At 73.2% G+C, this 24538-nt stretch carries 20 protein-coding genes; 6 read left to right on the top strand and 14 right to left on the bottom strand.

All coding sequences use genetic code 11. From position 1 onward, the window contains the following. Positions 1–72: 72 nt before the first annotated feature. From murG to rsmH, 9 genes are read right to left on the bottom strand one after another with little or no spacing between them, the layout of a single operon-like run. Positions 73–1161 carry an undecaprenyldiphospho-muramoylpentapeptide beta-N-acetylglucosaminyltransferase gene (murG, locus tag ABZ990_RS10515; RefSeq protein WP_361228391.1) on the bottom strand — a complete coding sequence of 363 codons (1089 nt, stop codon included), beginning with the start codon at positions 1159–1161 and terminating at the stop codon, positions 73–75. Between the two features lie 6 nt (positions 1162–1167). Then, complete coding sequence (ftsW, locus tag ABZ990_RS10510; RefSeq protein WP_361228388.1) at positions 1168–2517, bottom strand: putative lipid II flippase FtsW; 1350 nt, start codon at positions 2515–2517, stop codon at positions 1168–1170. A 58-nt stretch (positions 2518–2575) separates the two neighbouring features. Beyond that, positions 2576–4015 carry a UDP-N-acetylmuramoyl-L-alanine--D-glutamate ligase gene (gene murD, locus ABZ990_RS10505; RefSeq protein WP_361228385.1) on the bottom strand — a complete coding sequence of 480 codons (1440 nt, stop codon included), beginning with the start codon at positions 4013–4015 and terminating at the stop codon, positions 2576–2578. Then, on the bottom strand, positions 3997–5067 hold the full coding sequence (gene mraY / locus ABZ990_RS10500) for a phospho-N-acetylmuramoyl-pentapeptide-transferase (RefSeq protein ID WP_361228382.1): 1071 nt from the start codon (positions 5065–5067) through the stop codon (positions 3997–3999). The genes murD and mraY overlap by 19 nt, the downstream gene beginning before the upstream one ends. Continuing rightward, the gene (gene murF / locus ABZ990_RS10495; RefSeq protein ID WP_361228380.1) at positions 5064–6494 is read right to left on the bottom strand and encodes a UDP-N-acetylmuramoyl-tripeptide--D-alanyl-D-alanine ligase; all 1431 of its coding nucleotides are present in this window, start codon (positions 6492–6494) and stop codon (positions 5064–5066) included. Before murF ends, mraY begins: the two co-directional genes overlap by 4 nt. A gap of 4 nt (positions 6495–6498) precedes the next feature. After that, a complete protein-coding gene (locus ABZ990_RS10490; protein ID WP_361228376.1) occupies positions 6499–8211 on the bottom strand; it encodes a UDP-N-acetylmuramoyl-L-alanyl-D-glutamate--2,6-diaminopimelate ligase in 1713 nt (570 codons plus the stop codon). Between the two features lie 16 nt (positions 8212–8227). Continuing rightward, a complete protein-coding gene (locus tag ABZ990_RS10485; protein ID WP_361228373.1) occupies positions 8228–10252 on the bottom strand; it encodes a penicillin-binding protein 2 in 2025 nt (674 codons plus the stop codon). A 3-nt stretch (positions 10253–10255) separates the two neighbouring features. Next, positions 10256–10762, bottom strand: a complete 507-nt coding sequence (locus tag ABZ990_RS10480) for a cell division protein FtsL (RefSeq protein ID WP_361228370.1) — start codon at positions 10760–10762, stop codon at positions 10256–10258. Positions 10763–10820: 58 nt separating this feature from the next. Further along, positions 10821–11777 (bottom strand): 16S rRNA (cytosine(1402)-N(4))-methyltransferase RsmH, encoded by a 957-nt coding sequence (rsmH, locus tag ABZ990_RS10475; RefSeq protein WP_361228368.1) that lies wholly within the window; start codon positions 11775–11777, stop codon positions 10821–10823. 331 nt (positions 11778–12108) lie between these two features. On the opposite strand from rsmH, the gene ABZ990_RS10470 reads away from it, so the two are divergent. From ABZ990_RS10470 to ABZ990_RS10455, 4 genes are all read left to right on the top strand, one after another. Continuing rightward, on the top strand, positions 12109–12708 hold the full coding sequence (locus ABZ990_RS10470) for a carbonic anhydrase (protein WP_361228366.1): 600 nt from the start codon (positions 12109–12111) through the stop codon (positions 12706–12708). A gap of 229 nt (positions 12709–12937) precedes the next feature. Next, positions 12938–14053, top strand: coding sequence for an AAA family ATPase (locus ABZ990_RS10465; protein WP_361228363.1), 1116 nt, complete (start codon positions 12938–12940; stop codon positions 14051–14053). Continuing rightward, on the top strand, positions 14053–15414 hold the full coding sequence (locus ABZ990_RS10460) for a DUF58 domain-containing protein (RefSeq protein ID WP_361228670.1): 1362 nt from the start codon (positions 14053–14055) through the stop codon (positions 15412–15414). Before ABZ990_RS10465 ends, ABZ990_RS10460 begins: the two co-directional genes overlap by 1 nt. A 260-nt stretch (positions 15415–15674) precedes the next feature. Further along, the gene (locus ABZ990_RS10455; RefSeq protein ID WP_361228361.1) at positions 15675–18086 is read left to right on the top strand and encodes a transglutaminaseTgpA domain-containing protein; all 2412 of its coding nucleotides are present in this window, start codon (positions 15675–15677) and stop codon (positions 18084–18086) included. Between the two features lie 256 nt (positions 18087–18342). Here the strand turns inward: ABZ990_RS10455 and ABZ990_RS10450 are convergent, their stop codons facing one another. The 3 genes from ABZ990_RS10450 to ABZ990_RS10440 form a co-directional block, all read right to left on the bottom strand. Next, complete coding sequence (locus tag ABZ990_RS10450; RefSeq protein WP_361228359.1) at positions 18343–18747, bottom strand: DUF3040 domain-containing protein; 405 nt, start codon at positions 18745–18747, stop codon at positions 18343–18345. A 631-nt stretch (positions 18748–19378) separates the two neighbouring features. Next, entirely contained in the window at positions 19379–20167 is a 789-nt protein-coding gene (locus ABZ990_RS10445) for a methyltransferase (protein ID WP_361228356.1), read from the bottom strand. A gap of 74 nt (positions 20168–20241) precedes the next feature. After that, complete coding sequence (locus tag ABZ990_RS10440) at positions 20242–20838, bottom strand: SAV_6107 family HEPN domain-containing protein (protein WP_361228353.1); 597 nt, start codon at positions 20836–20838, stop codon at positions 20242–20244. A 219-nt stretch (positions 20839–21057) separates the two neighbouring features. Between ABZ990_RS10440 and ABZ990_RS10435 the strand changes: the two genes are divergently transcribed. Continuing rightward, positions 21058–21363 (top strand): hypothetical protein, encoded by a 306-nt coding sequence (locus ABZ990_RS10435; protein WP_361228350.1) that lies wholly within the window; start codon positions 21058–21060, stop codon positions 21361–21363. A gap of 50 nt (positions 21364–21413) precedes the next feature. Next, positions 21414–22082, top strand: a complete 669-nt coding sequence (locus ABZ990_RS10430) for a YdcF family protein (protein ID WP_361228347.1) — start codon at positions 21414–21416, stop codon at positions 22080–22082. On the opposite strand, the gene ABZ990_RS10425 is transcribed toward ABZ990_RS10430, so the two are convergent. Next, positions 22069–22797 (bottom strand): class I SAM-dependent methyltransferase, encoded by a 729-nt coding sequence (locus ABZ990_RS10425; RefSeq protein ID WP_361228345.1) that lies wholly within the window; start codon positions 22795–22797, stop codon positions 22069–22071. The two genes, ABZ990_RS10430 and ABZ990_RS10425, sit on opposite strands and share 14 nt — an antisense overlap. Positions 22798–22915: 118 nt before the next feature. Next, positions 22916–24436, bottom strand: a complete 1521-nt coding sequence (locus ABZ990_RS10420; protein WP_361228342.1) for a hypothetical protein — start codon at positions 24434–24436, stop codon at positions 22916–22918. Between the last annotated feature and the right edge of the window lie 102 nt (positions 24437–24538).

Genomic DNA, 24538 nt, shown 5'->3' with positions numbered 1-24538 from the left:
GCGCCGCCGGGGTACCGATGCGGCCGTCGAAAGAATCTCCGACAGCCGCACGCCCCTTCGATCCGTTCGCCGTCAGCGGCGGGCGGCGATCGCCTCGTACACCATGCCGACCAGCAGCTCGTCGGCGTCCCGGCGGCCGAACTCGGCGGCGGAGCGGGACATCTCGTACAGCCGGTGCGGATCGGCCAGTACGGGCAGGACGTTGCCCTGCACCCACTGCGGCGTCAGTTCCGCGTCGTCGACGAGGAGTCCACCGCCCGCCTTGACCACCGGCTGGGCGTTGAGCCGCTGTTCGCCGTTGCCGATCGGCAGCGGGACATAGGCGGCCGGCAGTCCGACGGCGGAGAGCTCGGCGACGGTCATCGCGCCCGCGCGGCAGAGCATCATGTCGGCCGCGGCGTACGCGAGGTCCATCCGGTCCACGTACGGTACCGGCACGTACGGCGGCATTCCGGGCATGTTGTCGACACGCGGCACCTCGTTCTTCGGGCCGACCGCGTGCAGGATCTGGATGCCCGAGCGCTGGAGCACCGGAGCGACCTGCTGGACCACCTCGTTGAGGCGGCGGGCGCCCTGCGAGCCGCCGGAGACCAGCAGCGTCGGCAGGTTCGGGTCGAGACCGAACGCGGCGCGCGCCTCCGGGCGGACCCGGGCCCGGTCGAGGGTCGCGATGGTGTAGCGCAGCGGGATGCCGATGTAACGGGCGTCGCGCAGCTTGGAGTCCGGGGTGGCCACGGCGACACCGGCGGCGAACCGGGAGCCGATCTTGTTGGCCAGTCCGGGCCGGGCGTTGGCCTCGTGGACCACGATCGGCACCCCGAGCCGCTTGGCGGCCAGATAGCCCGGCAGGGCCACGTAGCCGCCGAAGCCGACCACGCAGTCCGCCTGGGTACGCTCCAGGACCTGCTCGGCGGCCTTGATGGTGCCGCGCAGCCGCCCGGGGACGGTGAGCAGTTCGGGCGTCGGCTTGCGCGGCAGCGGCACGGCCGGGATGAGCGCCAGCTCGTAGCCCCGCTCGGGCACCAGCCGGGTCTCCAGGCCGCGCTCCGTGCCCAGCGCCGTGATCCCCACCGAGGGGTCACGCCTGCGCAGGGCATCCGCGAGGGCGAGCGCGGGCTCGATGTGGCCGGCGGTACCTCCGCCGGCGAGGACGACATGCACCGAAATTCACCGCTCTCCGGACGGACGCTTCTTGACGCGCCGTCGCATCGACTTCCATCTCCCCCCGGCCCGCTCGCCCCAGTGGGGGCGGATGGCCAGGGCCGCTTTCGCGGCGGGTTCCTGACGCGCGAAAGCGATCAGCAGCCCGACGGCGAACATGGTCGGCAGCAGGGCAGAGCCCCCGTAGGAGAACAGCGGGAGGGGGACTCCGGCGATCGGCAGCAGACCGAGCACCGCACCGACATTGATCACGGCCTGCGCCGTGATCCAGGTGGTCACGCCTCCCGCGGCATACCTGACGAAGGGGTCTTCCGTACCTCCGGCCACGCGGATACCCGCATAGCCTAGAGCCGCGAACAGGGCGAGTACCGACAGCGTCCCCGCCAGACCCAGTTCCTCCCCGGTGACGGCGAAGATGAAGTCGGTGTGCGCTTCGGGGAGTTGACCCCATTTTTCCACACTCGCACCAAGCCCGGATCCGAACCATCCGCCGGAGGCCAGCGCGTAGATCCCGTGCGCGGCCTGCCAGCAGGGGTCGCCCGCGCCGCCCGGGTCGCTGGCGCCGAGGCACTGGAAGCGTTCCATCCGGTGGGGGCTGGTCTTGATCAGCAGGGCGCCGATGGCACTGGCCACGGCGAGCACCCCGACGAACAGCCGGGTGGGCGCGCCGGCCGTCCACAACAGGCCGAACAGGATGGCCGTGAGGATGATGGCGGTGCCCATGTCGCCGCCCAGCATGATCAGGCCGAGCAGCAGGAAGGTGCCCGGGACCAGCGGGACCAGCATGTGTTTCCACTGGACGAGCAGCTTCATGTCCTGTTTGCGGGCCAGCAGATCGGCCCCCCACAGGATCAGCGCCAGCTTGCCGAACTCGCTGGGCTGGAGCATGAACGGGCCGCCGAGCGAGATCCAGTTCTGGTTGCCGCCGACCGCGACGCCTATCCCCGGCACCTGGACCAGCACCATCAGGAAGATGGCGCCGACCAGGATCGGGTACGCGAGCGCCCGGTGCAGCTTCACCGGCATCCGGGAGGCCGCCAGGAGCAGTCCCGCGCCGAGCAGCGCCGCGAAGAACTGTTTGCGGAAGAAGTACGAGGGCACCAGGTCGTAGCGGAGCGCCGTGATCATCGAGGCGGAATAGACCATCACCAGGCCGAGCGTGGTGATGAGCAGTCCCGCACCGATGATCACGTAATACGCCGTGAGCGGCCGGTCCCAGGCCCGCATGACCCGCTCACGGAGCCCGCGCACCCCGCCCCGGCCGCCGCGCGTACGGCGGGCCGGCCGCGGCGGCACGGGAGCGGGGCCGCCGCGTTTCGCGGCGGCCTTGCGCGGCCCGGCGGTTCTGCTCGGCATGCTCGCTGCCCCCTCCAGTCGTGCCCGGCCCGCGGCCGGGACCTTGTCACTGGTCAGGTCAGGCGCGCCCGGTCGCGGCGAGCGAGCGGACGGCGTCCGCGAACGCCTCGCCGCGCTTGTTGTAATTGGCGAACATGTCCATCGAGGCACAGGCCGGGGCCAGCAGGACCGTGTCCCCCGGCCGGGCGAGCGCCGCCGCCTCCTGGACGGCCGCGGACATCGCCCCAGTGTCGGTCCGGTCGAGGTCGACGACCGGGACCTCGGGGGCGTGTCGCGCCAGGGCTTCGCGGATCAGTCCGCGCTCCTTGCCCATCAGGACGACCGCGCGCAGCCGCTTCGCCGACGCCTGGACGAGCTCGTCGAAGGACGCGCCCTTGGCGAGGCCGCCGGCGATCCAGACGATCGGGTCGTAGGACGCCAACGAGGCTTCCGCGGCGTGGGTGTTGGTGGCCTTGGAGTCGTCGACGTAGGCCACGCCCTCGATCTCCTCGACCAGTTCGATGCGGTGCGGGTCGGGCCGGAAGGCCCGCAGTCCGTCCCGTACGGCCTGCGGCGCCACGCCGAAGGCGCGGGCGAGGGCGGCCGCGGCGAGCGCGTTGGCGATGTTGTGCGGGGCCGGCGGCTGGACGTCGGCGACCTCGGCGAGTTCCTGGGCGTTCTTCTGCCGGTCCGCGACGAAGGCGCGGTCGACGAGGATGCCCTCGACGACGCCGAGCTCCGAGGGGCCGGGCGTGCCGAGGGTGAAACCGATGGCCCGGCAGCCCTCCTCGACGTCCGCCTCGCGCACCAGGTCCTCGGTGGCCCGGTCGGCCACGTTGTAGACGCAGGCGACCGTGTTGCCCTCGTAGATCCGGCCCTTGTCGGCGGCGTACGCCTCCATCGAGCCGTGCCAGTCGAGGTGGTCGGGCGCCAGGTTGAGCACGGCGCCCGAGTGGGCGCGCAGCGAGGGCGCCCAGTGCAGCTGGTAGCTGGAGAGCTCCACCGCGAGCACGTCGTACTTCTCCTCGCCGAGGACGGCGTCGAGGAGGGAGACGCCGATGTTCCCGACGGCGGCGGTCTTGAGACCGGCCGCTTCGAGGATCGAGGCGAGCATCCGTACGGTCGTGGTCTTGCCGTTGGTGCCGGTGACCGCGAGCCACGGGGCCGCGTCCGGGCCCCGCAGCCGCCAGGCCAGTTCGACGTCGCCCCAGATCTCCACGCCCGCCTCGGCGGCGGCCCGGAACAGGGGCTTGTCGGGCTGCCAGCCGGGGGCGGTGACGACGAGCTCGGTGCCGGTCGGCAGGGTCGCGCCGTCGCCGAGGCGGACGGTGATCCCGGCCGCCTCCAGCTCGGCCGCCTGGGCCCGGGAGCGCTCGTCGTCGCCGTCGTTGACGACCGTGACGACCGCGCCCCTGGCCCGCAGGGCACGGGCGGCGGGAACGCCGCTCACGCCGAGCCCCGCGACGGTGACCCGCTTGCCCTGCCAGTCCGGCTGTTCGCTCACTTTTCGGATGCCCATCCCGCGTAGAAGATGCCCAGGCCGACGATGACGCACATGCCCTGGATGATCCAGAACCGTACGACGACCAGGACTTCCGACCAGCCCTTGAGTTCGAAGTGGTGCTGGAGTGGCGCCATCCGGAAGACCCGCTTGCGGGTCATCTTGAAGGAGCCGACCTGGATGACCACGGACATGGTGATCATCACGAAGAGGCCGCCGAGGACGGCGATCAGCAGCTCGGTGCGCGAGCAGATCGCGAGACCCGCGAGCGCGCCGCCGAGGGCCAGCGAACCGGTGTCGCCCATGAAGATCTTGGCGGGCGAGGTGTTCCACCACAGGAAGCCGAAGCAGGCGCCCATCAGGGCGGAGGCGACGACCGCGAGGTCGAGCGGATCACGGACCTCGAAGCAGGCGTTCGGGTTGGTCAGGGTCATGGCGTTGGCGCACGACTCCTGGAACTGCCACAGACCGATGAAGGTGTAGGCACCGAAGACCATCACCGACGCGCCGGTGGCCAGGCCGTCCAGACCGTCCGTCAGGTTCACGCCGTTGGACATGGCCAGGATCATGAAGAGCGCCCAGACCACGAACAGGACCGGGCCGATCGACCAGCCGAAGTCCGTGATGAAGGACAGCTTCATGGACGCCGGGGTGTTGCCGCGCAGATCGGCGAACTGGAGCGACAGCACGGCGAACGCGATGCCGACGATCAGCTGTCCGGCCATCTTCGCCTTGGCCCGCAGACCCAGCGAACGCTGCTTGACGATCTTGATGTAGTCGTCGAGGAAGCCGACCAGACCCATACCGGCCATCAGGAACAGCACCAGGACACCCGAGTAGGTCGGGTCCTCGCCGGTGATGACCTTGGCCAGGGCGTACGCGATGAGGGTGGCCAGGATGAAGGAGATGCCGCCCATGGTGGGCGTGCCCTTCTTCCCGGCGTGGCCGCGCGGGCCGTCGTCGCGGATGAACTGGCCGTATCCCTTGCGGGCGAGCAGCTTGATGAGCAGCGGGGTGCCGATCAGGGTCAGGAAGAGCCCGATGGCCCCCGCGAAGAGGATCTGCCTCATCGGCCGGCGACCTCGCCCTCGCCGGTGTTCTCGAGCAGTGCCAGGGCGACCCGCTCCAGACCCACCGACCTGGATGCCTTCACCAGGACGATGTCCCCCGGCCGCAGCTCACTGCGCAGCAGGTCGATCGCCGCCTGCGCGTCGGACACGTGCACCGACTCCTCACCCCACGAACCCTCGTTATAGGCGCCCAGTTGCAGCCAGGACGCTTCCCTGCCCCCGACCGCGACGAGCTTGCTGACGTTGAGCCGGACGGCGAGCCGTCCGACCGCGTCGTGCTCGGCGAGCGCCTCGTCACCGAGCTCGGCCATCGGGCCGAGCACCGCCCACGTACGGGATCCCTCGGCCTGTCCAGACCTGCCCATGGCCGCGAGCGCGCGCAGGGCGGCTCGCATGGACTCGGGGTTCGCGTTGTAGGCGTCGTTGACGATCGTCACGCCGTCCGGACGCTCGGTGACCTCCATGCGCCAGCGCGACAGGGTGCCTGCCTCGGAAAGCGCGGTGGCGATCTCCGCGGCGGACATACCGAGCTCATGGGCTACGGCTGCCGCGGCGAGCGCGTTCGACACGTGGTGCTCACCGTACAGGCGCAGCGTCACGTCGCTGCACCCGGTGGGTGTGTGAAGCCGGAAAGCGGGCTGTCCGGTGGCGGTGAGACGGACGTTCTCGGCACGTACGGCCGCTTCGTCCGCTTCGCCGAACAGGACGACCTTCGCCCGGGTACGGGAGGCCATGGCGCGCACGAGCGGGTCGTCGGCGTTGAGGACGGCGACGCCGCCGTCCTCGGCCGCCGGCAGGGACTCGACCAGCTCGCCCTTGGCCAGGGCGATCTGCTCACGGCCGCCGAACTCGCCGATGTGGGCGCTGCCCACGTTCAGTACGAGACCGATCCGCGGCGGGGTCAGCCCCGTCAGATAACGGATGTGACCGATGCCCCGCGCGCCCATCTCCAGGACGAGGTGACGGGTCTCGGCGGTGGCCGTGAGCGCGGTCAGCGGCAGACCGATCTCGTTGTTGAGGGAGCCCGGCGTCCACACGGTGGGCGCGTGGTGCTGGAGGACCTGGGCGATCAGGTCCTTGGTGGAGGTCTTGCCGGCCGAGCCGGTGAGGGCGACGACATCGGTGCCGAGGCGTTCGACGACGAACCGGGCGAGGGCCCCGAGCGCGGTCTGGACGTCCTCGACGACGAGCGCGGGCACGCCGACGGGGCGGGTGGCGAGTACGGCCACCGCACCCGCCTCGACGGCGCGCTCGGCGTAGTCGTGGCCGTCGACCCGCTCGCCCGCGAAGGCGGCGAAGAGACTGCCGGGCTTCACCTCCCGGGAGTCGATGACGACCGGGCCGGTGACCTGGCGGGCCGGATCCGGTATGTCGTGCGGCTGCCCGCCGACGACTTCCGCGATCTCGGCGAGGGAGAGGGCGATCACTGCTTCATCCCTGACTGTTCTGGTGACGGTGAGCGTCGTCCTGGGTGCCGGGGGCACGTGGGGCGTCGGGCCGGCTCGGCCGGCGTTCGATCGCCTCGCGCAGGACCTGACGGTCGTCGAAGGGGCGGACGGCCCCGGCGACTTCCTGGCCCTGCTCGTGGCCCTTGCCCGCGACCAGGACGGTGTCGCCGGGCTCGGCCCGGGCGACTGCCGCGGCGATGGCGGCGGCGCGGTCGGCGTCGACGAGGACCTCGCCGCGTTCGGCGGCGGGGACGGCGGCGGCGCCGGTGAGCATCGCGGTGAGGATGGCGAGGGGGTCCTCGGAGCGCGGGTTGTCCGAGGTGAGGACGGCGGTGTCGGCGAGCCGGGCCGCCGCCGCGCCCATCGGGGCGCGTTTGGTGGTGTCGCGGTCGCCGCCGCAGCCGATGACGATGTGCAGCCGGCCGGGGGTGACCTCGCGCAGCGAGCGCAGCACGGACTCGACGGCGTCGGTCTTGTGCGCGTAGTCGACGACGGCGAGGAACGGCTGGCCGGCGTCGACCTTCTCCAGCCGGCCGGGCACGCCGGGGACGGCGGCGACGCCGTCGGCGGCCGTCTTCGGGTCGATGCCGGCGGTGGCGAGGGTGGCGATCGCGGCGAGGGTGTTGGCCACGTTGAACGGGCCGGGCAGCGGGGCGGTGGCCTCGATCCGTACCCCTTCCGGGCCGACGGCCGTGAAGGTGGAGTCGGCCATGCCGCTGACGACGTCCTCGGCGCGCCAGTCGGCTTCCGGGCTGCCCTCGGCGGAGAAGGTGACGACCGGGACGGTCGCCTCGGCGGCGAGCCGGCGGCCGTAGGCGTCGTCGAGGTTGACCACGCCGACCCGGCTGCGCTCCGGGGTGAACAGCCGCGCCTTGGCCTGGAAGTAGTCCTCCATGTCGGAGTGGAACTCCATGTGCTCCGGGCTCAGGTTGTTGAAGACGGCGACGTCGAAGACGCAGCCGTCGACCCGGCCGAGCACGAGGGCGTGGCTGGAGACCTCCATGGCGACGGCCTCGGTGCCGCGTTCGCGCATCACCGCGAACAGGGCCTGGAGGTCGGTGGCCTCGGGGGTGGTGCGCTCGGACTTGATGCGCTCGTCGCCGATGCGCATCTCGACGGTGCCGACCAGGCCGGTGGCCTTGCCCGCGCCGCGCAGTCCGCCCTCGACGAGGTAGGCGGTGGTGGTCTTGCCGGAGGTTCCGGTGATGCCGATCTGGAGGAGGTCCGCACCGGGCCGGCCGTAGATCTCGGCGGCGAGGTCGCCCATCGCGCCGCGCGGGTCCCCGGTGACGAGGACGGGCAGACCGGTCGCGGCGGCGCGCTCGGCGCCCGCCGGGTCGGTCAGGACGGCCGCGGCGCCGAGGCCGGCGGCCTGGGCGACGAAGTCGGCGCCGTGCGCGCGGGCCCCCGGGAGGGCCGCGTACAGGTCGCCGGGGCGGACGGCCCGCGAGTCGTGCGTGATGCCCGACACCTCGATGCCGCCTTGGGCGGCGGGAGGCTCGGTGCCCAGTCGCGCGGCGAGGTCGCCCAGGGGTGTGGGGCGCTGCCGCTCCGGGCGGGGCGGGGTGGTTCGGTGCTGATCGGCGTGTGACACGGCGGTGAGCGTACCGGGCTGACCCGCCGGGGGGCTAAATCGGTCGGCGGCGCCGCCGGGATGCCCTTCCTGGTTCCCGAAAGGTGGGGTGATCGTTGTCACTGGTGCTCCCGGAGTGTCACGGCGTGAACAGGACCGGGAGCCGGGCGGGCCGGCTGCCGGTCGGCGGAACGTGGAGGGTCTTGAGCGAGAACTCCATGACCTTCTTGAAGATGGGGCCGCAGATCTGGCCGCCGAAGTAGCTGCCCTTGGTGGGGTTCTGGATGGCGCAGTAGACGGTGACGCGGGGCTTGTCGGCGGGGGCGAACCCGGCGAAGGAGGCGGTGTAGCCCTTGTAGCGGCCGAGTTCGGGGTCCACCCGGTTGGCGGTTCCGGTCTTGCCGGCGACCCGGTAGCCGGGGATGGCGGCCTTGGTGCCGGTGCCCTCCTGGTCGTCGACGACCGACTCCAGCATCCGGGAGAGGGTGGTGGCGGTCTTCTCGCTGACGACCCGGTTGCGCTCCGGTGCGGGCGCCGGTGTGAAGCGGCCGTCGGGGCCCTTGGTGCCGCGGACCAGGGTGGGTTCGATGCGCGTCCCGCCGTTGGCGATGGTCGAGTAGACGGAGGCGGCCTGGACGGCGTTGAGGGACAGGCCCTGGCCGAAGGGGATCGTGTACTGCTGCGAGGTCGACCAGTCCTGCGGCTTGGCGAGGATGCCGGGGGTCTCGCCCGGGTAGCCGAGCCCGGTGGGCCGGCCGACGCCGAACTTGCGCAGGTAGTCGTAGAGGACCTTGTTGGACTGGGGCTGCGTCTTGCCGAGCTGGCCGGTGGCGAGGATGGTGCCGATGTTGCTGGACTTTGCCAGGACGCCGTTGAGGGTCAGGTACCAGGTGGGGTGGTCGATGTCGTCGTGGAACAGCCGGTCGCCCCGGTGCAGCCGGTTGGGCACGGTGACATGGGTGTCGGGGGTGGCCGCCCCCTCTTCCAGGACGGCGGCGATGGACATCACCTTGCTGGTGGAGCCGGGCTCGTAGGCGTCCTGGAGGGCGGCGTTGCCCATGGCGGTGGAGTTGGCCGCGGACAGGTCGTTGGGGTCGAAGCCGGGCGAGTTGGCCAGGGCCAGGATCTCGCCGGTCTGGGTGTCCTGGACGACGACGTAGCCGCGGTCGGCCCGGGACTCGCGCACCTGGTCGGTGATGGCCTGCTGGGCGGCCCACTGGATGTCCCGGTCGATGGTCAGCTCGATGTCGGAGCCGGGCACGGCGGGGGTGCCCTGGGAGCCGACGGTGGGCACCCGGCGGCCGCCTGACTGGGCGAAGCGGATCTTGCCGTCCTTGCCGGACAGCTCCTTGTCGAGCATGGTCTCCACGCCGCCGGCACCGTGGCCCTCGGCGTTGACGTATCCCAGTATCCCGGCGGCGAGTTCACGGTTCGGGTACACGCGCTTGGTGACCGGCTCGCTGAGGACCCCGCCGAGCAGGTTGACGCCGTTGCCGCCGTTCGCGGGCGCCGCCTTCTGCTCGTAGACCTTCTTCAGGTCCTTGATCTGGTTCCAGACCTGCGGGGTCTGCTTGCGGGCGAGGACGGTGTAGCGGGACTTGGGGGTACGGAGTTTGGCCGCGAGTTCGGCGGGCTCCTTGCCGAGCACCGGCGCGAGGAGCGCGGCGGCCTGCTCGGGGGCGTCCTTGACCTTGGCGTCCTCGGGCGTGAAGAGCTTGGGGTCGGCGGTGATGTCGTACGCGTCGACGCTGGCGGCCAGCGCGATCCCGGCCCGGTCGGTGATCTCGCCCCGGTCGGCGGGGAGCGTGTACTCCAGATAGCGGTGCTTCTCGGCCTTGGCGGCGTACGCGCTCGCGTCCACGGCCTGGACCTGGAGCAGCCGGACGACGAAGACCAGCATGACGAGGGTCAGGCCGAAGGAGACCAGCCGGAGGCGGGGTTTGGGGCTGCCGAGCCGGATGGTGCGCGCCTTGGCGGCGGGACGGGCGGCGGGGCGGCGGGGCGGGGCCGGGCGCCGTCCGGAGCCGCCCGGGGACTTACCGGACGGCCGGCCCGAGGAGCCCGCTGCTCCCTGGCCGGATCTGCCGGAGGCCGCGGGGCGGCGCTGGGGGGCGGGGCGCGCGGGGCCGGGAACGCGGCGGCGCGGGGGCTCCTTGGACGGCACGGGTCACCTGCCGGAGGTCGTCGGGGCGGCGGAGGCGGGCGGGGTCGCGTCGGCGGCCGGGGGCTCCAAGACGGGCGCGGCCGGGCGGGGCGAGGGTTCCGGGGAGAGGTCCCGGGAGGGCGCTGTTTCGGGCGGGGCCGTGGGCGCGGGGGCCTCGGTGGGGACGCCGACGACCTTGCCGTCCTGGTCGAGGAAGGCGGGGCTGTCGCCGGGCACCATGCCGAGTTCGCGGGCCCGGCGCTCCAGGGCGTCGGGGGCGGCGCTGTCGTCCACGTCCCGCTGGAGGGCCTGTTCCTCGTCGGTGAGTTCGGTGGTCTTCCGCTTCAGCTCGCTGAGGTGGAACGAGCCCTGGTTGAGCGCCGAGTTGAGCAGCAGCAGGCTGATCAGGCCGCCGCCGAGCAGGGCCACGACGAGCAGCACGAAGGGGGTGCGGGCCGCCGTACTGGGCCCGGACGGCATGAGTTTGCCGAGCCGGGCGGCCCGCCCTTTGAGGGGGCCGCGCCCGCTCATCGCCGCGCTCCCCCGGCGCGTTTCCCCGCCGCGGGGCGTACGGCCGCGCGCGGGGTGCTCACGCCTCGTCCTCTCTGATCCGCTGCGCCCCCCGCAGCCGGGCGGGGGCGGCGCGCCGGTTCTCGGCGATCTCTTCCTCCGTGGGGAGTTCGGCGCCGCGGGTGAGGAGCTTCAGACGGGGCTGGTAGCGCTCCGGTACGACCGGCAGGCCGGGCGGCGCGGTGTTGGCGGCGCCCGCCGCGAACACCTGCTTGACCAGCCGGTCCTCCAGCGAGTGGTACGACAGGACGGCGATCCGGCCGTCCACGGCGAGGGCCTTCACGGCCGCCGGGATCGCCCGTTCCAGGACCGACAGCTCGCCGTTGACCTCGATGCGCAGGGCCTGGAAGGTGCGCTTGGCCGGGTTGCCGCCGGTGCGCTTGGCGGCCTGCGGCAGCGCGTCGCGGATCAGCTCGACCAGCCGGGCGCTGTTGGTGAACGGCTCCCGCTCGCGCTCGCGGACGACCGCCGACACGATCCGCTTGGCCTGCTTCTCCTCGCCGTACGCCCGCAGGATGCGGACGAGTTCGCCGGCCGGGTAGGTGTTGAGGACCTCGGCCGCGCTCATGCCGGTCGTCTGGTCCATGCGCATGTCGAGCGGGGCGTCCTGGGCGTAGGCGAAGCCTCGGTCGGCCTCGTCCAGCTGCATGGAGGAGACGCCCAGGTCGAACAGGACGCCGTCGACGCGCGGGATGTCCAGCCGGTCGAGGACCTCGGGCAGCTCGTCGTACACCGCGTGGACGAGGGTGGCGCGCTCCCCGTAGGGGGCGAGCCGCTCGCCGGAGAGCCGCAGGGCCTCCTTGTCGCGGTCGAGGGCGACGAGCCGCGCCTCGGGGAAGCGGCTCAGCAGCGCCTCGCTGTGCCCGCCGAGGCCGAGGGTGCAGTCGACGACGACCGCGCCGGGGCGCTCCAGGGCGGGAGCCAGCATGTCCAGGCACCGCTGGAGCATCACCGGGACGTGTCGGTCGTTGCTCAAAGCGCCCTCTCAGATCCGGCGGAGATCGGGTACCACCGGCGAGCGGACAGGGGGCCGAGCCGTAGGTACCGCCGCACGTACGGGGAGAAACGGCGGGAATCGCGCGATGTCTCCTGTGAACTTCGCGCCACTTTAGTCCACCGGACCCCCCGGTCAATCAACCGGCTGGCGCGTCGCCCGGTCCGGGAGGCGCGGCCGCCGATTCCGTACGGTTCACCCGTCCGGACCCGTCCTGTCCTCCCTGTGGGTTGGCTCACAACAAGGTTCATTGACGCTCTTTGTCCGCTCTCACAGCAGGCTCGGAGGGGTCTCGGCCACTAACGTCGACGTCATGTCGACCTCTGCCTCCGCGCACTCCTCCGCCGCCGCCATAGACGCCACGAGCACCGAGGGCACGGTCATCGACCGGCTCGTCCGGGCGAACGGGCACTACGCCGCCGACTTCACCGACCCCGGAATGGACGCCCGGCCCGTGCGCCGCGTCGCCGTGGTCGCCTGCATGGACGCCCGGCTCGACCTGCACGCCGCGCTCGGTCTGGAGCTCGGCGACTGTCACACCATCCGCAACGCGGGCGGTGTGGTCACCGACGACGTGATCCGCTCCCTCACCATCAGCCAGCGGGCGCTCGGCACCCGCAGCGTGATGCTGGTGCACCACACCAACTGCGGTCTGGAGTCCCTCACCGAGGACTTCCGGCACGAGCTGGAGGACGAGGTCGGGCTGCGCCCGGCGTGGGCGGTGGAGGCGTTCCGGGACGTCGACCAGGACGTCCGGCAGTCGATGCGGCGGGTGCGGACCTCGCCGTTCCTGCTCCACTCCGACGATGTGCGCGGCTTCGTCTTCGACGTGACGACGGGCCGGCTGCGCGAGATCGACCCGGCGGAGCCCAGTGAGACCGCCGAGGCCGGTAAGACCGCGTCCGAGAAGTAGGCGCGGGGCAGGCTCGGGCGTAGGGGGCGGGCGCGGGCGGGGCCCGCGCGTCAACCCGCGCGCCACGACGGCGTAAGGCCCCAAACCCCGGCATTCCACTCGCTGTTGTCCCAGTCGTGTCACGGGCGAGTGACACGAACCGGTCCCGGTGACAACAATGCACGGTGACACCCCCCGGCCTCGCGCCGGGGGCAGGTGTCGGTGCTGCGAAAGGGCCGAGGAGGGCCGGGTGACGACCTTTGACGATCGAGCGAGCCTCACGGATCTGACCACCACAGCGGAGCGGATCCGCCGGTCGGTGGAGAGCGTGATCGAGGGCAAGCCCGAAGTCGTGCGCCTCGCGCTGACCGTGATGCTCGCCGAGGGGCATCTCCTCATCGAGGACGTGCCGGGCGTCGGCAAGACCATGCTGGCCAAGACGCTGGCGCGGTCGGTCGACTGCTCGGTCCGGCGGATCCAGTTCACGCCCGACCTGCTGCCCTCGGATGTGACCGGGGTGTCCATCTACGACCAGCAGCGGCACGAGTTCGAGTTCAAGCCGGGCGCGATCTTCGCCCAGATCGTCATCGGCGACGAGATCAACCGGGCCTCGCCGAAGACCCAGTCGGCGCTCCTGGAGTCCATGGAGGAGCGCCAGGTCACGGTCGACGGCCAGTCGTACGAGCTGCCCGGCCCCTTCATGGTGGTCGCCACCCAGAACCCGGTGGAGATGGAGGGCACCTACCCGCTGCCGGAGGCGCAGCGCGACCGGTTCATGGCCCGGGTGTCCATGGGCTACCCGAGCCCCGAGGCCGAGCTGAAGATGCTCGACACGCACGGTGCCCTCTCGCCGCTCGACGACCTCCAGCCGGTCGCCCACGCCCACGACGTGCTCAAGCTGGTCGAGGCGGTGCGCGCGGTGCACGTCGCCGACTCCGTACGGCGCTACGCGGTGAACCTGGTCACCGCCACCCGTACCCACCCCGATCTGCGGCTCGGTGCCTCCCCGCGCGCCACCCTGCATCTGCTGCGGGCCGCGAAGGCGTCCGCCGCGCTCGCCGGACGGGAGTACGTGCTGCCCGACGACGTCCAGGCGCTGGCCGCCCCGGTGCTCGCCCACCGGCTGCTGCCCACCGCGCAGGCCCAGCTGAACCGGCGTACGGCCGAGCAGGTCGTGGACGACATCCTCCAGGGCACCCCGGTCCCGGCGACGGCGCCCGCCTACCCCGGGCCGCCGGCGCAGTCCGGACCGCACGGGCAGGCCGGGTCGCACGGGCCGCACGCGCAGTCCGGGCCGCCCGGGCAGTCCGCCGGGCCCGCCGGGCCGGGCTACGGCCCCCGGCAGTCCGACACCCGGCGGCCGTGATGCGCACCGCCGCCGCCCCTTCGGAGCCCGCGGCGGACGGCGAGGGGGGCGGCGGAGGCGGGCTGCGGGCCGCGTTCGCCGGGCTCACCACCCGGGGCCGGTCCTTCCTCGCCGCCGGGGTCGCCGCCGCAGGCTGCGCGTACGTCCTCGGCCAGGCCGATCTGCTGCGGGTCGGGCTGCTGCTCGCGGCCCTGCCGCTGATCTGCGTCGTCGCCGCGCACCGCACCCGCTACCGGGTCGCGGGCAGCCGCCGGCTCGCCCCGCAGCGGGTCGAGACCGGCTCCGAGGCCCGGGTCCATCTGCGGGTCGACAACGTCTCGCGGGTGCCCACCGGGCTGCTCATGCTCCAGGACCACGTGCCGTACATGCTGGGGCCCCGGCCCCGCTTCGTCCTCGACCGGGTCGAGGCATCGGGCCGCCGCGAGGTGTCCTACCGGGTCCGCTCCGACCTGCGCGGACGCTTTCCGCTCGGCCCGCTCCAGCTGCGGCTCGGCGACCCGTTCGGGATGTGCGAACTGACCCGTTCGTTCAGCGCGTACGACACCCTCACCGTCGTCCCGCGCACCGAGCCGCTGCCCGCGGTGGGCCTCGGCGGCGAGTCCAACGGCTACGGCGAGGGCCGGCAGCGGTCCCTCGCGCTGGCCGGCGACGACGACATCATTCCGCGCGCCTACCGGCACGGCGACGACCTGCGCCGGGTCCACTGGCGCTCCACCGCCCGCTACGGCGAGCTGATGGTGCGCCGCGAGGAGCAGCCGCAGCGGGCCCGCTGCACGGTGCTGCTCGACACCCGGGACCTCGCCTACGAGGGCGGCGGCCCCGACTCCGCCTTCGAGTGGGCCGTGTCCGGCGCCGCGTCCGTGCTCACGCACCTGCTGGAGCGCGGTTTCTCGGTACGGCTGCTCACCGACACCGGCAGCAGCGTGCCCGGCGAGGGCGCCGAGGGCTTCGCCGGGTCCGGCCACGACCAGGCCGAGACCGCCGGACTGCTGATGGACACCCTCGCGGTGATCGACCACTCCGACGGCGCCGGGCTCTCGCGCGCCTTCGACGTGCTGCGCGGCGGGCACGAGGGGCTGCTCGTGGCGTTCTTCGGCGACCTCGACGAGGACCAGACGGCACTGACGGCCCGGATGCGGCAGCGGCACGGCGCCGCCGTCGCCTTCGTCCTGGACTCCGGCACCTGGCTGACCGGCGGCGCGGTCGCCGGAGCCGTGGAGGACCGGGTCCGGCAGCTGCGGGAGGCCGGCTGGCTGGCGTTCCCGGTGGCCCCCGGCGACCGGCTCGCCGATCTGTGGCAGCTCGCCGGCGGGACGCCGACCCAGGCCCCCTCGGCCGACACGTACGGAGGCTGGTCATGAGCGGGTGCGGGCGCGGGCGGCTGACGCCGGCGGCGTACGGGGCGACGGCCCGGGCCTCCAAGGCCGGCAACACGCACGGAGGCCGGTCATGAGCGGACGCGGGCGGCCGACGCCGACGGCCTACGGAGCGACGGCCCGGCCCTCCAAGGCCGACAACACGCACGGAGGCCGGTCATGAGCGGACGCGGACGGCTGACACTGGCGGCCTACGGAGCGACAGCCCGGCCCTCCAAGGCCGGCAACACGTACGGAGGCCGGTCATGAGCGGGCGCGGACGGCTGACACTGGCGGCGTACGGGGCGACGATGGCCGCGTCGGCCGCGCTGCTGCCGCTGGTGAAGCCGGCGACCTGGATCTTCACGGCGGCGTTCGTGGTGGGCCTGCAAAGCCTGGTCGGGGCCCTGACCCGGCGGGTGCCGCTGGCCCGCCCGCTGACGATCGGCGCGCAGCTCCTCGTGACCGTGCTCGCGCTGACGCTGCTCTTCGCCCGGGCGGAGGCGTTCGGCTGGCTCGTCCCCGGCCCGGACGCCGTCCGCGCCTTCGCGCGGCTCTTCGAGGAGGGCGTGAACGACGTCGGGACGTACGCGCCGCCCGCGCCCAGCACCGCCGGCATCCGGCTGCTCCTGGTCAGCGGCGTCGCGGTGATCGGACTCCTTGTGGACACGCTCGCGGTGACCTTCCGCGGCGCGGCCCCGGCCGGGCTACCGCTACTCGCGCTGTACTCGGTGGCCGCCGGGCTGTCCGGCGGCGACGCGGGGTGGCTGTTCTTCCCGCTGGCCGCCGCCGGGTATCTGCTGCTGCTCCTCGCCGAGGGCCGGGACCGGCTCTCGCGCTGGGGCCGGGTCTTCGGCGGCGCCCAGCGCCCGGGGCGGCCCGGCGCCGCGGCCGGCGACGGCGGTTCGGTGTCCGCGCCCGCCCGCACCGGGCGGCGGATCGGCGCGGTCGCGCTGGGCGTCTCGCTCGTGGTGCCGCTGGTCCTGCCGGGTCTGAGCGGCGGCTTCCTCGGCGGCCCGGGCAGCGGCCCGGGCTCCGGCGGCGGCAAGGGCGGCACGATCTCGGCGGTGAACCCGCTGGTCTCGCTGCAGAACAATCTGCGCCAGCCCGAGGACCGCGAGGTGCTCCGCTACCGTACGAACGCTGTCGACAACAGCGGTCTCTACCTGCGGCTCGTCGCCCTCGACCAGTTCGACGGCACCTCCTGGAAGTCCTCGGTGCGCCCCGTACAGGACCTGCCCGGGACCCTGCCCCGGCCCATCGGGCTCTCCCAGAACGTCGACACCGGCGAGACCACCACCAATCTGGTGGCCTCCACGGCGTACGAGCAGAAGTGGCTGCCGATGCCGTTCCCGGCGTCCCGGGTCTCCATCGACGGCAGCTGGCGGTACGAGCCGGCGGGCCGGATGCTCGTCGGCGACAACGGCCAGAGCACCAAGGGCGCCCGCTACACGGTCACCAGCCTGGACGTACGGCCCACCGCCGGGCAGCTCGCGGCGGCCCCGGCCGCCCCGGCGGAGCTGCGCCGCGAGTACACCCGGGTGCCGTCCTCGCTGCCCGCCGACGTCCACGAGACGGCCCTGCGGGTCACCAGCGGGGCCCGTGACGACTACGAGCGGGCCGTGAAGCTCCAGAACTGGTTCGCCTCGGAGGGCGGCTTCCGCTACGACGTGAACGTCGCCTCCGGCACGGGTGTGCACGCGATCTCCCGCTTCCTGAAGGACAAGGAGGGCTTCTGCGTCCACTTCTCCTTCTCGATGGCGGCGATGGCCCGCTCCCTGGGCATCCCGGCCCGGGTCGCCGTCGGCTTCATGCCGGGCACCCCGCAGCCCGACGGCTCGGTCTCGGTCGGCATCCGGGACGCGCACGCGTGGCCCGAGCTGTACTTCGAGGGCGTCGGCTGGGCCCGTTTCGAGCCGACGCCCTCGCGCGGCTCCACCCCCGCCTACACCCGCGAGCAGTCCTCCGGTGACACGGCGGCCCCGTCGGCCCCGCCCTCGGCCGGTCCGAGCGACGAGCCCTCGGCCGCGCCGAGCGACGCCGCGGGCTGCACCGCGCAGGCCAAGCACCAGGGCGACTGCGGGCCGGACCAGGCGGTGGGCGCGGCGGCCTTCGACGACGGCGGCATGCCGTTGTCCCGGATCGTCTGGCTGGCCGTGGGGATCGTGCTGGTGCTCACCCTGCCGCTGCTGCCACTGCTGTGGCGGACCCGGGTCCGGGCCCGGCGGCTGGGTCCCTCGGGCGGGGTGCTCGCGGTGTGGCGCGAGATCAACGACACGGCCTGGGACCACGGGGTCGCGCCCGACGAGTCGCGGACCCCGCGCGCGACGGCCGAGCGCCTTGTGCGCCTGGGCGAGCTGCCCGAGGACGCGGCCGAGGCCGTGCACCGGGCGGCGGGCGCGGTGGAGGAGCTCCTCTACGCCCCGCGGCCCCGCCCGGCGGACGGTCTGGCGAAGCAGGCGCGGATCGTCCGGAACGGCTTCCGGCTCGCGGCGTCCCGCCGGGTCCGGCTGCGGGCGCTGCTCGCGCCGCGCTCGGCGGTACGGGTGGTCTGGGCGACCCGGGACAGGGCGGAGAAGGTGCGGGAGGCGGTACGGGCTGCGGTGCCCTCGGTGGGGGCGGGGCAGTGGCTGCGGACGCGGCTGTCGGGGGCGCGGGCTCGGGGCAAGGCGTCCTGAGCGTGGGTGGCCGGTAGGGCGGGGGCGGGGACGGGGCTTGCGGGGCCGCCCCGACCTCCGACGGACTCCGACGGACGACGGACGACGGACGACGGGCGGGGTGCCAGGCGCCTCGCCCGGTCCGGCCCCCTGGGGCCGGCAGTCGGGGCGGGCCGGTGGGAACCGGGCCATGCCTACTGCCTGCCTCCTCGTTCCTGACATGACGAGAAGGCCCGCACCGGGGTGCGGGCCTTCTCGTCATGTCAGGTGGGGCGGGTCAGTGGTGACCGCCCTGCTGTTCGTCACGGCGACGCTGCCACCGGTCCTCGATCCGGTTCATCATCGTGCGGCGCTGCCGGGCCTGCCGGCCACCGCCGGCGCTTCCCCGCAGCGGCTGCTCGCCTGGCTTGGGCGCCTTGCGCCAGCCGGTGACGGCCAGTACCGCGCACCCCAGCATGACGAGAAAGCCCACCACGCTGATGATCCAGTAATCCGGGGCGATCATTCCGGCCATGAGGAGCGCGATACCCACCAGGAAGCCGACGGCTGCCTGGTAGACCCGTCGCCGGGTGTACGTACGCAGCCCGCTTCCCTCAAGCGCTGTCGCGAACTTGGGATCTTCGGCGTACAGCGCTCGCTCCATCTGCTCGAGCATGCGCTGCTCGTGCTCCGAGAGCGGCACGGGGTCCTCCTAGTCGTCGGTCGCGGGGGCGACCGGTTCGCGGCCCTTTCAGGATAGGCAGGGAATCGCCCCCGTGAAACCCGCCCTCAATGCCAAATCGCCATCCGGGCCGCCATGCGAACCGGGTGGCTGGGGGTTGATTCCCCGGCCTCCTGCCCGTCATGCCGGATGCTGCTTCCTCGATCATACGGGGACGCGTCCCCGTATGGACGGCCCGCGCCGTACTCCGTCCGCCGTCGCGCCGCTGCTCAGGGGCACCGAGTGCCCGGGAGCCGGGTACGGGACCGGGCCGGGGGCGCCACCGGGGCGGGTGGCGCGGGGTGCGGCGGGCCGGATCCCGGGGCAGGGGGCTGCCGGGGATCCACGACGCCCGGACCGGGGTCCGAGCCGGGGTCCGAGCCGGAACCGGGCCGAGGCGCCGACCGGAATCGGGAACCCCGGTGGGGTTACGGCTCCGGCGGCGGGACCGGGGCCGGGGCCGATGGTGGCCCCGCGGACCGGAGGACCGCCGAACCAGAACCGTCGGACCAGGACCAGCGGACCGGCGGACCGACCCACGAACCAGAACCGCCGGACCAGAATCAGCGAACCCGGACCGGCGGACCAGCACCGGCGGACCAGCCGACCGGCGTCAGCCCTGCTTCTCGCTCAGGACGTGCAGCTGCGAGGCGACCGCGTGGAAGGACGGCAGCTCGGCGACGGCGGCCTCCAGGCGCATCAGGGCCTCGGGGGCGGCGGGCTCGGTGTCGACGAGGACGCCGGGCACCAGGTCGGCGAAGACCCGGACGCCGTGGACGGAGCCCACGGCGAGTCCGGCGCCGGCCGCGAGGCCGGTCAGCTGGTCGGCGGTGAAGCGCCGGGGCACGGGGTCGCCCTCGCCCCAGCGGCCGGCCGGGTCGTCCAGGGCGTGCCGGGCCTCGGTGAAGTGACCGGCGAGGGCGCGGGCCAGCACGGCGCCGCCGAGACCGGCGGCGAGCAGGCTGAGGCTGCCGCCGGGCCGCAGCGCGGCGGCCGCGTTCCGGATGCCCTCGGCCGGGTCGTCCACGTACTCCAGGACCCCGTGGCACAGCACGATGTCGAAGCCCTCGCGGTCGACGACGTCGAACAGACCGCGGATGTCCCCCTGCACCCCCCGCACCCGGTCGGCGACCCCGGCCTCGGCGGCGCGGCGGCCCAGGGCGAAGAGCGCGTTCGGGCTGGGGTCGACGACGGTGACCCGGTGACCGAGGCCGGCCACCGGGACCGCGAAGTTGCCGGAGCCGCCGCCCGTGTCGAGGACATCGAGGCTGTCCTTCCCGGTGGCCTTGACCTGGCGGTCGAGCGCGTCCTTGAGGACGTCCCAGACGACGGCGGTACGCAGAGAGGCGCGCGACGGGCGCGAGGTCGCCTCTCGACCGGAGACAGCGGAAGGGTCCGACACGACTGTTGACTCCTCGGTGACAGGTACGAACACCTCCCACCCTATGGCCTCGGCCGTGTCCGGAGAGTTCCGCCCTACGGGCGGGCCGCGCCCGGCCGGCCCTGTTCTCCGGGCCCGGCCCCGGTCCGTCCGCCCTGGTCACCCCCGTCCCCCTCGCCGAGTGCCGTCTGCCGGGGCAGCACCGGCCGCAGGACGAGCAGCCGTTCGACGAGCCGGAGGAAGAGGGCGGCGTCCCGGAGCAGGTCGTCGGCGTCCCGCCGGCTCGCCGCGCCGGGGATGCCGGCCTCGGCACGGGCCCGGCGGTCGGCGCCGGAGGCGAACAGGGAGCTCCACTCGGTCAGTTCGGGCGCTATCTCGGGCAGCACCGACCACGCGCTGCGGATCCGGGCCCGCCGGCGCGGATCCCGCTCGGGCCGGCCGCGCGCGGCGAGCACGGCGGCGGCGGTGCGCAGGGCGGCGAGATGGGCGGTGGCGTACCGCTCGTTGGGCACGTCGAGCGTGGCGGCCTCGTCGAGACCGGCCCTGGCCTTGGCGAGCAGATCCAGGGCCGCCGGCGGCGCCGAGGCGCGGCGCGGCACGGGGTGGATGTCGGTAGCGGGTCCGGTACGGGCGGGGGCAAGACGACTTCCGGTTGCGCGGCGCCGGACGGCGGCGGCGGACTGACCGGCCATGACGAGCCTCCTGTCGTCGGATGGCGGCACACGTGCCGTATGTCCCCATCCTGCCCAATCCCACTGACAACCCGTCCGGCAGACCGGCCCGCCTGTCGCGACGACACGCCCTACCGGCGTTAACCTCCGGCTGCGCGCCACGGCCCCGGGTCACCGGCGGTGCCGCCGGCCGCACGGCTACACCACGTCCGGCATCCGGCGAAACGAGGGGGAATCCGCGTGACAGCATCACTGACGTGCAGGAAGGTCGCTTCTCTCGAAGCGGGATCCGTCTATGCCTGGGAGACCGCGGAAGGCGCCACCGGAAGCATCCTGATCGATCCGACGGGATCGGTCGCCCGCCCCTGCACACCGGAGGGAATCGCCTTCGGCGACATGCTCCTCGACAAGAACACCGGAAATTTGGAGAACCCCGACCCGGACCCGAGGCTCCGTCGTACCTTCCTGATCGCGGCATCGGCGATCTTCCAGGAAGCAGGCCGGTGGGGGCGGCTGCCCGACAAGGTCACCCGCACTTACTGGTAGGCGCACGGAACCGGTCGGTGAGGCCGGGTCACGACGAGGGAAGAGCGCACGTGGGCGAGAAGCGGCGGGTCGTTTCCGAGGAGCAGTGGCGGCTGACCGAGGCGATCTGGGACTACCACCTGATGGGCCACGAGATGCGCCCCGTCGATGTCGCGATCGGGCTGGGCAGCCACGATCTCGGCGTCGCCACGGCGGCCGCCGGCCTGTACCACCGAGGGCTGTTCCCGGCGCTGGTGTTCACCGGTGGCAACAGCCCCACGACCCGGGCCCGGTTCCCGCGTGGTGAGGCCGTGCACTTCCGTGAGCATGCCCTCGGACTCGGAGTCCCCGACGCGGCGATCCTCGTCGAACCGAAGGCCGCGAACACCGGTCAGAACATCACCTTCACCCGCGCCCTACTCGAAGCGGCCGGCCTCGCCCCCGCGCGCGTGATGCTGATCTCCAAGCCGTACATGGAGAGGCGTTCCTACGCCACCGCGCGCAAGTTGTGGCCGGAGGTCGAGATCGTGTGCGCGTCGGAGCCGCTGGGGCTGGACGACTACGTCCGGAGCATCGGGGACGACAAGCTCGTGGTGGACATGCTCGTGGGCGATCTCCAGCGGGTGATCGAGTACCCGAAGCAGGGCTTCGCGGTGGCCCAGGACGTCCCGGACGAGGTCCGGGACGCGTACGAGTCCCTCGTCCGGGACGGTTTCACCAGCCGCCTCATCGGCAGGTGACACCCCGCCCCGGCGCCGCCCCTCCGGGTGCCGGCCAGGTCATCGCGAGGGCGAAGCCGAGGTCGTCGAAGCGGGCGCCGGGGAAGACGGAGGTGTGCAGGGCGCGGAACTCGGCGCGGGTCAGGTAGTGGTCGCCGAGCAGGTGGTCCAGCCAGGGGCGGCTGTGCCAGAAGCGGAGCTGGAACCAGGCGTCGCGCGGGCCGAGGCGGAGCAGTTCGCGGGGGAAGTTCCAGCGGGCGGGCCAGGTGTAGGCGCGGCGGGGCGGGGTCCGGCCGGGCCCTCGGTCGTGGACGTTGTCGACGAGGGCGACGGTGCCGCCGGGGCGGACGAGGGTCCGCAGGTGTTCGAGAGCCGCGCGGTAGTCGTCCAGGTGGTGGAGCGTCGTGTGACTGTAGACGAGGTCGAAGCCTGCGGGGTCCGTCAGGTCGAGCAGGCCCCCGGCAAAGTAGCGCACCCGGGGGTGGGCGCGGGTGGTCTCGGCGAGGGCGATCAGGGGGCGGCTCAAGTCCACGCCGACGACCTCGTCGAAGCGGTCCGCCAGGGCCCGGGCCGCGTGTCCCGAGCCGCAGCCCGCGTCCAGGGCGCGGTCTCCTCTCGGGTCGAGGCCGAGCAGCCAGGACGTGTTCCGGCCCGGGAGCAGGCCGACGAAGCGGTCGTAGTCGCGGGCGAAGCGGTCGAAGGAGCGGGGGTCGTCCGCCGGTGTCTTTCCCGTCATTCCTTGTTCGTACCGGGCGAACTCGCCGTACGGCAAAGGGAGAACGCGCCCTCGGCCCGAGCCTGGCGCAGAGGCGTGACCTGACGAAGGCCGCCCGAGGTGATCCGCCCGGCCGTCCCTAGCCGGGTAGAGGGCAGGTGAGCGGGAGGACACGCTCGCTCACCTGCCCGGTGAGGCGGGTGTCGGTAAGGGCGGTGTCGGTGAGCCAGTCCGCGGCGGTCAGCTGGTCGATTAGCTCCTTTAGTTCGCCGGAGTCGACCGGGACCCAGGCGGCGAGGGTGTCCACGCCGATGCCGTGTCCACCAGGGCCGAGACATCCCGCGGCGTCGGTCTGAGTGGCCAGGGTCAGGGCGAGCAGCCGAGTTGCGGCGGTGGCCTTGGCCTTGCGGAATTTCTTGTCCGCGATGACTTTCTGGGCCCACCCGGAGAGCTTGGGCCGCATCTTCTTGCCGAATGTGAACGGGCCCGTCTCATCGTCGCCGGGGGCCAGGGAGGGAACGGTGATCGGGGTGGCGTTCTCCGGCCGGGAGGCGAGCAGTTCGCCGACGGTGCCGGGGAGCCCAAGCCAGCCGCAGCCGCTCAGCTTCTCGACCAGGTCCTCGGGCCCGGTCAGGCCCAGCGCGGTGAGGTCCTGGCCGACGAGGTTTCCGGTGCCGGTGTGCGCGGTGCGCAGGGTCAGCATCAGCACGAGCAGCCGTGCCTCCGGTCCGGGCAGCGGGGTGTTGTCGGCCACGTGCGCGAGGACCGTGCGCGCGTGCTCCCACTGCGCCGGGACAGTCAGCAGCCGGGCTACGGTCGGCCCGCCGTCGACGCTGATGCTGCCGGTGCGCTGCTGGTGCTGGAGGCGGGTGGCGGCAGCGGCCTGTTCGGCGCGCCGGGCCTCCCACCGCAGGGCCCCGTCGCAGGTGACGTCGGCCCAGGTGGTGAAGGCGCGGGCCTTGTGCTCCTGGAGGTTGGCGAGGAGCGCAAGGTCGGGCTGGTCGCGCTGTTGGTAGGCACGGAAAAGGTTACCGAGTTCGATGAGCTCGTCCCGCAAGGCGACGGGCCGCAGGTCGTGGGGGATGACCCGCTGGGCGATCTTCGCCTGCGGGGGCCGGCGGCGCGCCGGCGCCGAGCGCGGCGCCGGAACCGGGTCGGTGACGACGCGACGGTCGGAGAACTGCGGTGCGCCGGCGCCCGGGGCGGCGGGAGCGGGCCGTTCCGGGGCCTGGGGCGCCTGGGAGGTGGCGGCGGTCTTCGCGCCGGGGATGGCGGCCGCGCACCGGGAGCAGCATTCCATCGCCTGCCACCAGCGGCCTTCCCGGTCGGTGATCACGGCCAGGACGACCGGGCCGCCGCACCGCCAGGGCTCGGCACGCCCGTGGCGGCCGCTGTCGGGGAGATGGGTGTGGCAGTCCGCCGCCCTGCACGCGCAGTACGCCCCGGCCCTCGGGGCGGGGGTGGCGCGCAGATGTGCCTTGATATGGGCGATCGCGGCGGCCCTGCCGACGGCCGCGGAGGGGTGATGCTGCTCGGCGCAGGCGGGGCGGCTGCACGAGATGCGTACTGCCGCACTGCCTCGGCCGGCGGCGTCCAGTCGCACCGTCCAACGGCGCCCCGGCACCCGTTCGTCCAGCTCGCTCATTGCGGCCTGCGTCATCCGGCGTTCCTCCTGTCTCGTGGTCATTGATGCTCGCCGCCGCCTCCGGCCGTGTCGGGCATGTGCGGGCGGCGAGGCCACCGTATGCGGCATATGAACGAA

Source organism: Streptomyces sp. NPDC046203 (genome assembly GCF_040646255.1).
Taxonomy (GTDB): Bacteria; Actinomycetota; Actinomycetes; order Streptomycetales; family Streptomycetaceae; genus Streptomyces.
Note: the sequence above shows the minus strand (reverse complement) of the source record. Positions and strands in the feature narration are given on the sequence as shown.

Bases quoted from the DNA above. Each gene is read 5' to 3' on its own strand.
- ftsW (WP_361228388.1), bottom strand. From the start codon at position 2,517: ATGCCGAGCAGAACCGCCGGGCCGCGCAAGGCCGCCGCGAAACGCGGC.
- murD (WP_361228385.1), bottom strand. From the start codon at position 4,015: ATGGGCATCCGAAAAGTGAGCGAACAGCCGGACTGGCAGGGCAAGCGG.
- mraY (WP_361228382.1), bottom strand. From the start codon at position 5,067: ATGAGGCAGATCCTCTTCGCGGGGGCCATCGGGCTCTTCCTGACCCTG.
- ABZ990_RS10480 (WP_361228370.1), bottom strand. From the start codon at position 10,762: ATGAGCGGGCGCGGCCCCCTCAAAGGGCGGGCCGCCCGGCTCGGCAAA.
- ABZ990_RS10470 (WP_361228366.1), top strand. From the start codon at position 12,109: ATGTCGACCTCTGCCTCCGCGCACTCCTCCGCCGCCGCCATAGACGCC.
- ABZ990_RS10460 (WP_361228670.1), top strand. From the start codon at position 14,053: ATGCGCACCGCCGCCGCCCCTTCGGAGCCCGCGGCGGACGGCGAGGGG.
- ABZ990_RS10455 (WP_361228361.1), top strand. From the start codon at position 15,675: ATGAGCGGGCGCGGACGGCTGACACTGGCGGCGTACGGGGCGACGATG.
- ABZ990_RS10440 (WP_361228353.1), bottom strand. From the start codon at position 20,838: ATGGCCGGTCAGTCCGCCGCCGCCGTCCGGCGCCGCGCAACCGGAAGT.
- ABZ990_RS10425 (WP_361228345.1), bottom strand. From the start codon at position 22,797: ATGACGGGAAAGACACCGGCGGACGACCCCCGCTCCTTCGACCGCTTC.
- ABZ990_RS10420 (WP_361228342.1), bottom strand. From the start codon at position 24,436: ATGACGCAGGCCGCAATGAGCGAGCTGGACGAACGGGTGCCGGGGCGC.